The following is an 8,370-nucleotide window of genomic DNA, read 5'->3' on the forward strand; positions in this document are numbered from 1 at the left end:
ACGATGGGGCTGATCGTCTATTATTCCAGCCGGTCCGAGAATACCCATCGGTTCGTCGCCAAGCTTGGAATGTGCGCGGCGCGCATTCCAACAGGTGCCGCAGACGCATTCCTTATTCGTGAACCCTTTGTGCTTGTTGTGCCGACCTACAGTGGCGACGGGGGCAAGGGGGCCGTTCCCAAGCAGGTTATCCGTTTCCTCAACGATGCGGAGAGCCGAGGACACATCCGCGGCGTGATCGCCGCGGGCAACAGCAATTTCGGCGAGACATATGGGCTCGCCGGCGACGTGATCTCACAGAAATGCCAAGTGCCGTACCTCTATAGGTTCGAGCTGCTGGGCACCGAAGCGGATGTCGCCAACGTTAAACACGGAATGGAACGATTTTGGACACGGGAACAACTCTGACGCGGGATGCGGGCGCAAAACCGCATAACACTTTTGCTCATCCCGCCGGCGAACGCCCTTTGAAAGCGGCGGAAGCGCTCGACTACCACGCGCTGAACGCGATGTTGAACCTCTATGACGACGAGGGGAGGATCCAGCTCGACAAGGACCGCATGGCGGCGAAGCAGTATTTTTTGCAGCATGTGAACCAGAACACGGTGTTCTTTCACAATCTCCGGGAAAAGCTCGATTACCTCGTGACCGAGGGTTATTATGAGCAGGAGGTTCTCGACCAGTATTCCTTCAATTTCGTGCGTGACCTGTTCGACCAGGCCTATGCCAAGAAGTTCCGCTTTCCGACCTTCCTCGGCGCCTTCAAATATTACACCAGCTATACGCTGAAGACCTTCGACGGAAAGCGTTATCTCGAACGCTACGAAGATCGTATCTGCATGGTGGCGCTGGCCTTGGCGCGTGGGCACGAGGCACTTGCCCGCGACGTGGTCGAGGAGATCATTTCCGGCCGTTTCCAGCCGGCGACGCCGACCTTCCTTAATGCCGGCAAGAAACAGCGCGGCGAGCTCGTCTCCTGCTTCCTGCTGCGCGTCGAGGACAATATGGAATCGATCGGCCGGTCGATCAATTCGGCGCTGCAGCTGTCGAAGCGCGGCGGCGGCGTGGCGCTGTCCTTGACGAACATCCGCGAGGCCGGCGCGCCGATCAAACAGATCGAAAACCAGTCGTCGGGCATCATTCCGGTGATGAAGCTGCTCGAAGACAGCTTCTCCTATGCCAATCAACTGGGCGCGCGCCAGGGCGCGGGCGCGGTCTATCTCAACGCCCATCACCCCGATATCATGCGTTTTCTCGACACCAAGCGCGAAAATGCCGACGAGAAGATCCGCATCAAGACGCTGTCGCTCGGCGTCGTCGTGCCTGACATCACCTTCGAACTCGCGAGGAATAACGAGGACATGTACCTGTTCTCGCCCTATGACGTCGAGCGCGTCTATGGCGTGCCCTTCACCGAGATTTCGGTGACGGAAAACTACCGGGAGATGGTGGCAGACGCCCGCATCGCCAAGAAGAAGATCAAGGCGCGCGAATTCTTTCAGGTGATCGCCGAAATCCAGTTCGAGAGCGGTTATCCCTACCTCATGTTCGAGGACACGGTGAACCGGGCGAACCCGATCGCCGGGCGCATTTCGATGAGCAATCTCTGCTCGGAGATTCTGCAGGTGAGCGAGGCGAGCGACTACAATGACGACCTCTCCTACAAGCATCTCGGCAAGGATATTTCCTGCAATCTCGGCTCGCTGAACATCGCCGCGGCGATGGATTCCGCCAATTTCGGCAAGACGATCGAGACCTCGATCCGGGCGCTGACGGCCGTGTCCGACATGAGCCATATCTCCTCGGTTCCCTCGATCGAAAAGGGCAATGACGAGAGCCATGCGATCGGCCTCGGGCAGATGAACCTGCACGGTTATCTCGCCCGCGAACGCATCTTTTACGGCTCAGAGGAAGGCGTCGATTTCACCAATATCTATTTCTATACGGTGACCTACCACGCAATCCGCGCCTCGAACCTCCTCGCGGTCGAACGCGGCACGAGCTTCAAGGGCTTCGAAAATTCGAAATATGCCTCCGGCGAATATTTCGACAAATATACGAGCCAGGAATGGAAGCCAGCGACGGAGAAAGTTAGGACGCTGTTCGAAACTGCCGGCATCGATATTCCGACGCAGGAGGACTGGGCGGCTCTCAAGAAGGCGGTGAAGACTTCCGGTCTCTATAACCAGAATCTGCAGGCAGTACCGCCGACAGGGTCGATCTCCTACATCAACCACTCGACCTCTTCGATCCATCCGATCGTCTCGAAGATCGAAATCCGCAAGGAAGGCAAGATCGGCCGCGTTTATTATCCGGCGCCGTTCATGACCAACGACAATCTCGATTATTATCAGGACGCCTATGAGATCGGGCCGGAGAAGATCGTCGACACCTATGCGGCGGCGACCCAGCATGTCGATCAAGGCCTGTCGCTGACCTTATTCTTCCGCGACACGGCAACGACCCGCGACATCAACAAGGCGCAGATCCATGCCTGGAAGAAGGGCATCAAGACGATCTACTACATCCGCCTTCGCCAGATGGCGCTGTCCGGCACCGAGGTGCAGGGCTGTGTCTCCTGCACGCTCTAACCGACCGGGAAACTTCATGAACATGCAAATCAAACCGGCGTCCCGCGTGCGCGCCATCAACTGGAACCGGGTCGAGGACGACAAGGATCTCGAAGTCTGGAACCGGTTGACCGGCAATTTCTGGCTGCCGGAGAAAGTGCCGCTTTCCAACGACATTCCATCCTGGGCGACGCTGACGCCGGCCGAGCAGCAGCTCACTATCCGGGTCTTCACCGGGCTGACGCTGCTCGACACCATCCAGAACGGCGTCGGCTCCATCAGGCTAATGGAGGATGCGGCAACGCCGCATGAGGAGGCGGTGCTTTCCAACGTCTCGTTCATGGAGGCGGTGCATGCGCGCTCCTATTCCTCGATCTTTTCGACGCTGTGCTCGACGCCCGATGTCGACGATGCCTATCGCTGGTCGGAGGAAAACGAATTTCTGCAACGGAAATCGGCGCTGATCATGGAGCAGTATCGCTCCGGCGACCCGTTGAAAAAGAAGGTCGCCAGCGTCTTCCTCGAAAGCTTTCTGTTCTACTCCGGCTTCTACCTGCCGATGTACTGGTCAAGCCGCGCCAAGCTCACCAACACGGCCGACATGATCCGGCTGATCATCCGTGACGAAGCGGTGCACGGTTATTATATCGGCTACAAGTTCCAGCGCGGGCTGGAGCGGCTCAGCGAGGAGAGGCGGCAAGAGATCAAAGATTTCGTCTTCGACCTGCTGCTCGAACTCTACGACAACGAGGCTCGATATACCGAAGCGCTCTATGACGGAGTCGGGCTGACCGAGGACGTCAAGAAATTCCTGCATTACAATGCCAACAAGGCGCTGATGAACCTCGGCTACGAGGCGCTTTTCCCGGCCGAGGCCTGCAAGGTCAATCCGGCGATCCTCTCGGCGCTTTCGCCGAATGCCGACGAGAACCACGACTTCTTCTCCGGCTCCGGTTCCTCCTATGTGATTGGCAAGGCTGTCGCGACCGAGGACGAGGACTGGGATTTCTGAGGCTTTATCGCAGTCGGGCCCTTATCATTTGCTTCCCCATCGCCCACATTCAGCGGAAATGAAGTCGATCCTCGCCGATGATGTGGCGTAGCGGAGTTTTTAATGTCGTCTTTTCCAAACAAGGCCGGAACTGCCGCCGAAGCGGACGAAGGCGTCTGGCCGATCCGCAGGAGACGGATTCTCGACTGGCTGGTGAACGAGACGCGCGCGGAGCGCTTCATCGACAATATCCTGGTGCAGATGTGCGGGAAGCTGCTGGCGGCTGGGGTGCCGGTGGCGCGGGCGACGCTGCATTTCAGGGTGAACCACCCGCAATGGATCGGTGCCCGCATTCTCTGGAAGGAGGGACTGGCGGAGGCGAAGATCGATACATTCGCCTATGGCGTCGAAAACACGCCGGAGTTCCTGACGAGTCCCATCAACGCGATCCACCAGGGTACCGAGGAGGTTCGCAGGCAGCTGGAAAGCATAACCGACGGCGATTCATTCTATCAGGAACTGCATGACGATGGCCTTACCGAATATATCGCCTGGCCGCTCGAGCATACTTTCGGCAAACGGCACGTCGTGACGTTTTCCACCAGCCGGGCGGGCGGTTTTGCGAGTAAGCACGTCGATTTCCTGCGCGATCTCTTGCCGGCGTTGACGCTTGTCAGTGAAATCAGGCTGAAGAACATCATGGCGCGCACGCTGCTGCAGACCTATGTGGGGCCGCATGCGAGCGAGCAGATCCTGTCGGGCGTGACGACGCGCGGCAGTGGCGCCACCGTCGGCGCGGCGATCATGATCTGCGATCTGCGCGATTTTACGGCGATCTCCGATCTCTGGCCGCGTGATGACGTCATCCATCTGCTGAACGATTATTTCGATGCGATCTCGGACCCGGTCGAACGGTATGGCGGCGAGATTCTGAAGTTCATGGGAGACGGATTGCTGGCGATCTTCCCTCTCGCCAAGGAGGCGGCCTGCCTCGATCTGCTGCAGGCGATCCGCGAGGGGCAGGCGGCGATGGCTGAATTGAACGAGGAGCATATTCGCATGGGGCGCGAACCGCTGCGCTACGGTGTCGGCGTCCATGTCGGCGATGTCATGTATGGCAATATCGGCTCCCGCCGACGGCTGGATTTCACCGTTATCGGGCCGGCGGTCAATATTGCTTCGCGGCTGGAAAGCTTGACCAAGGAGGTCAAGCGCCCGGTGCTGCTGTCGCGGGCCTTCATCGAAATGGCGGGCTGCGCGAAAGATATGGACAGCCTCGGCACCTTCCCGCTACGCGGGCTCGGCGAGCCTGTCGATGTCTTCGCCTTTCCGGAGGGATAGCGCAGGCAGGCTCATACCCCCCGTTTGTTTCCCCAAAGCAGCACATGCAGTTGCGGCAGCACGCAGATTGAAAACCACCGGTCAGCCGTCACTTTCTCGATGAGCCAGTGCATCCGATCCATCACGCCGTCGATATCGACGCGTGCGTCGTCATCATCGGGCGGTGGCGGCGTATGGTTGCCCGGCTGAAGGAACAAGGGAATATCGGGATAGCGCTCGCCCACCTGTTGCGCGAAGAGGTAGTCGGTATCGTCGAAGACGACGATCTTCAATGTGATCTCCGGCCCGCCGGCGGCGAGCCGAATACAGTCGTCCACCTGCTCCCAATCGGTCGACATTCCGCTTGATGGCGGCTTGGGGCTCAAGACCAGCATGTCGAGATCGCGAAACCAGTCCCGCGCTACGCTTCCCTGCGTTTCCAGCGCGAAACGGTATCCTCGGGAATGGCCGAGCTCGATCAATGGCCCCAGTGGCTGAATCGCCGGGTTGCCTCCGGAAAGGGAAATCGTCAGCGGCCTGCCTCCGGAGAGCTTCGTGACCTCCTGCCAGATCGCCTCGGCGGACATGGCACTCCACTGATCCCGGAACGTGCTGTCGACCGCGTGAAGACTGTCACACCAGGAGCAGCGGTAGTCGCAGCCGCCTGTCCTGACGAACACCGTCGGCACCCCGATCAACTGGCCTTCGCCCTGTATGGTCGGGCCGAAGATCTCGCTGACACGGATGATCTCGCCGCTCACGGCCTGTACTCCGCCCACGTCTTCGGCGTCTCGCTGACGCGCACCGACGATGTCTCGGGGAAGCGCTGTTTGCACCAGTCGTAAAAATGCCTGGCCAGGAATTCGGAGGTGACTTTCGAATGGCCGAAGACCTCGTTCAGATGTCGATGATCGAGGGCTTCGTCGATATAGCGCTTGAGCGGCGAAAGGTCGTGATAGTCGCGAACGAAGCCGTCATCATTCAGGTTTTCGGCGGCGAGTTCGACGACCACTACGTAGTTGTGGCCGTGGAGCCTGGCACATTGATGGTCGGCAGGCAGGTGATCCAGCTGGTGCGAGGCGGAGAGATGAAACTCCTTGGTGATGCGGTACATCAACGCACCTCCGTGGCGGAATATTGCGACACGGCCGCTTTCCAGAAGTCATCGTCGTCGTATTCCGTCGGATCGGGCACGCCGGCAAGATGGAAAGCTTCGCGGCGTTCCACGCAGGTTCCGCAGCGGCCGCAATGGAGGCTGCCGCCTTTGTAGCAAGACCAGGTTTCCGCAAAGGGTGTGCCGTGTTTCCCGCCGTCGGTCACGATCGCCGCTTTGGAAACGTTGACATAAGGTGCAAGCAGTTTGACGCTGGCATAACCTTCCAGCGCTTCGTTCTGCATGCGCTGGAAGGCGTCGATGAAGCCCGGGCGGCAGTCGGGGTAAATGAAGTGGTCGCCGCCATGCACGGCAACAGCAACGGCATCTGCCTTCTGCGCGGCCGCTAAGCCGAATGCGATGGCCAGCATGATGGCATTGCGGTTCGGCACGACAGTGGCCTTCATGCTCTCCTCGGCATAGTGGCCATCCGGAACCTCGATATCGTCGGTCAGGGCCGATCCGCTGAGATGGCCGCCGATGGCTGCGATGTCGATGACATGATGGGGAACGGCAAGGCGTTCCGCGCACCGCGCGGCGAAGTCGAGTTCCTTGCGATGGCGCTGGCCGTAGTCGAAGGAGACGAGGCCGATAAGCTGTTCTTCCGCTGCTATCTTGTGCGCAAGCGAAACGGAGTCGAGTCCGCCGGAGCAGACGACGATGGTCTTCATATTTTGGATTCCCTTGTTTTGACCGGGTGGGCTGCGACCGGATTACGGCGTGCTTTTAGGGCAAATCACGCGTCAGGGAAATAGTTTTAAGACGCCAGGCTTCAGAGTTGGGTTTAGCCGATCGGAAAGTTGATCTGCGGCGGCAGCAGCAGGTGCAGATCCTGGGCATCGGAATTGTTGATGCGCTGCAGCAGCATGCGCCCCAGATCCTCGCCGGCCGCTGTGAGATCCTCGTGAATCGTATCGACCTTCGGCTGCAGCTGGGTAAGAAGGCGGGACGTTTCCTTGGCGACGATATCGTAATCGACAGCGAGCGTCCGGCCGGCGTCGCTCATGCCGCTGATGACGGCGAGAGCCGAGACTTCGCCGGGACAGATGAACCCTTCGGGAGCATCCGCGGCGACGGCGCGGCTGCAGATGAAATCGCGCAGCACGTCCGCCGGCGTATCGAGATCGACCGCTTCGGGGATCTCGTAGGCGATGCCTGCCTCGCGCACCGCGGTCATGAAGCCGTGCAGGATATGCTGGCAGAAGGTCAGCCGTTTCGGCGGCAGGATCACCGCCACCTTTCTGCGCTCCTTGGCGATCAGCCGGCGCGTCGCCTCATAGGCAAAGGTGAAATTGTCGTAGTCGACATAAGGATGCGGCGTCGAAAATTCGGTGCGGCCATGACAGATGAAGGGAAAGCCGGTTTCGAGCAGCAGGCGAACGCGGGCGTCGAGCGGTTCGGTTCGGGTGAAGATCAGCCCGTCGGCAAGGTGGTTGCGGATAATGTATTCGGCCGCCTCGACATCGGTCGTCGACAGGAAGTTCGGGGCGACGACGAGATGATAGGAGGTTTCTTTCAGCGCCTTGGCGATACCGTACATGATCGAGGTGCTGAAACCGACGACCTCCTCGTGCGAATCGAGCAGGATGGCGATGACATTGGTACGGCCTGTCTTCAGACGCTGCGCGGCCCGATCAGGGAGATAGCCGATCTCGCGGGCGATACGGTGGACGCGTTGGCGGGTTTCCAGCGAAATCTGCGGCGCATCGGAGAGCGCCCGTGACACTGTCGTCACCGCAAGGCCGGCAATCGTGGCGATCGTTCGCAAGGTCGGCTTGCTGCGCTTATGGGTGATCTCGAGATTTTCGCCGCGTTGCGGCCGGGACGGTTCGGTCACTCTGGGCTTTCCATGCTGGAATTGCGGATACAATAACATGATGAGTCCAGGGTGCAATCAACGAATGAAAACGTTTTAAATTTTAACGGTTTGTTAGTTGTTTAAAATTTAGCGAACTAAATCAGATATATAGTGAAATAACCATATTTTTCTCGGGAGTCGAGAAAGGGCTTGACGACTACACGCTTATAACGTTTTAAATTATCAACCGCGCGGAGGAGCGCGGCCGTATGTCGACCGCTGCACGGCGGAAAACATCGGGCGGCAGGGAGGGCCCGCCGCCGATTTTCAAATGGGAGGAAATTCATGCGCAAGTTTTTGAGCTCGGCGGCGATTGCCGTCGTGATGATGGCTGGCCTCGGTGGCGCCCAGGCAGCTGACGTGAAAGAAGTTCAGATGCTGCACTGGTGGACGTCTGGCGGCGAGGCAGCGGCGCTGAACGTTTTGAAGCAGGATCTGTCGAAGGAAGGTTTTGCCTGGAAGGACGTGCCGGTTGCCG

Annotated in this window: 8 protein-coding genes and 1 pseudogene; 5 read left to right on the top strand and 4 right to left on the bottom strand. The window is 59.0% G+C overall.

Translation table 11 applies throughout. The features are described from left to right. Nucleotides 1-3 precede the first annotated feature (3 nt). The 4 genes from nrdI to HJB89_RS32880 all read left to right on the top strand — a co-directional run bounded on the left by nrdI (nucleotide 4) and on the right by HJB89_RS32880 (nucleotide 4,902). Nucleotides 4-408: a class Ib ribonucleoside-diphosphate reductase assembly flavoprotein NrdI gene (gene nrdI, locus HJB89_RS32865; RefSeq protein ID WP_221151016.1), complete on the top strand. Its 405-nt coding sequence runs from the start codon at nucleotides 4-6 to the stop codon at nucleotides 406-408. Next, entirely contained in the window at nucleotides 387-2,591 is a 2,205-nt protein-coding gene (gene nrdE / locus HJB89_RS32870) for a class 1b ribonucleoside-diphosphate reductase subunit alpha (RefSeq protein ID WP_221151017.1), read from the top strand. The genes nrdI and nrdE overlap by 22 nt, the downstream gene beginning before the upstream one ends. 16 nt (nucleotides 2,592-2,607) lie before the next feature. Beyond that, nucleotides 2,608-3,582, top strand: a complete 975-nt coding sequence (gene nrdF / locus HJB89_RS32875) for a class 1b ribonucleoside-diphosphate reductase subunit beta (protein WP_207581924.1) — start codon at nucleotides 2,608-2,610, stop codon at nucleotides 3,580-3,582. A gap of 102 nt (nucleotides 3,583-3,684) precedes the next feature. Continuing rightward, on the top strand, nucleotides 3,685-4,902 hold the full coding sequence (locus HJB89_RS32880; RefSeq protein WP_207581923.1) for an adenylate/guanylate cyclase domain-containing protein: 1,218 nt from the start codon (nucleotides 3,685-3,687) through the stop codon (nucleotides 4,900-4,902). A gap of 11 nt (nucleotides 4,903-4,913) precedes the next feature. Here the strand turns inward: HJB89_RS32880 and queE are convergent, their stop codons facing one another. The 4 genes from queE to HJB89_RS32900 form a co-directional block, all read right to left on the bottom strand. Further along, the gene (gene queE, locus HJB89_RS32885) at nucleotides 4,914-5,642 is read right to left on the bottom strand and encodes a 7-carboxy-7-deazaguanine synthase QueE (RefSeq protein WP_221133239.1); all 729 of its coding nucleotides are present in this window, start codon (nucleotides 5,640-5,642) and stop codon (nucleotides 4,914-4,916) included. After that, nucleotides 5,639-5,995: a 6-carboxytetrahydropterin synthase QueD gene (queD, locus tag HJB89_RS32890; protein WP_207581921.1), complete on the bottom strand. Its 357-nt coding sequence runs from the start codon at nucleotides 5,993-5,995 to the stop codon at nucleotides 5,639-5,641. Before queD ends, queE begins: the two co-directional genes overlap by 4 nt. Further along, a complete protein-coding gene (gene queC / locus HJB89_RS32895) occupies nucleotides 5,995-6,705 on the bottom strand; it encodes a 7-cyano-7-deazaguanine synthase QueC (protein ID WP_207581920.1) in 711 nt (236 codons plus the stop codon). Before queC ends, queD begins: the two co-directional genes overlap by 1 nt. A gap of 113 nt (nucleotides 6,706-6,818) precedes the next feature. Further along, nucleotides 6,819-7,871 (bottom strand): LacI family transcriptional regulator, encoded by a 1,053-nt coding sequence (locus HJB89_RS32900; protein WP_221117907.1) that lies wholly within the window; start codon nucleotides 7,869-7,871, stop codon nucleotides 6,819-6,821. 306 nt (nucleotides 7,872-8,177) lie between these two features. Between HJB89_RS32900 and HJB89_RS32905 the strand changes: the two are divergent. Further along, nucleotides 8,178-8,370, top strand: a pseudogene (locus tag HJB89_RS32905) (sugar ABC transporter substrate-binding protein); the annotation flags it as partial.

The sequence above is a fragment of the Rhizobium sp. NZLR8 genome (assembly GCF_019685025.1).
Lineage (GTDB): Bacteria > Pseudomonadota > Alphaproteobacteria > Rhizobiales > Rhizobiaceae > Rhizobium.

What these genes read in the sequence shown, in the direction of transcription:
- nrdI (WP_221151016.1), top strand. Translation starts at nt 4, where the DNA reads ATGGGGCTGATCGTCTATTATTCCAGCCGGTCCGAGAATACCCATCGG.
- nrdF (WP_207581924.1), top strand. Translation starts at nt 2,608, where the DNA reads ATGAACATGCAAATCAAACCGGCGTCCCGCGTGCGCGCCATCAACTGG.
- HJB89_RS32880 (WP_207581923.1), top strand. Translation starts at nt 3,685, where the DNA reads ATGTCGTCTTTTCCAAACAAGGCCGGAACTGCCGCCGAAGCGGACGAA.
- queD (WP_207581921.1), bottom strand. Translation starts at nt 5,995, where the DNA reads ATGTACCGCATCACCAAGGAGTTTCATCTCTCCGCCTCGCACCAGCTG.
- queC (WP_207581920.1), bottom strand. Translation starts at nt 6,705, where the DNA reads ATGAAGACCATCGTCGTCTGCTCCGGCGGACTCGACTCCGTTTCGCTT.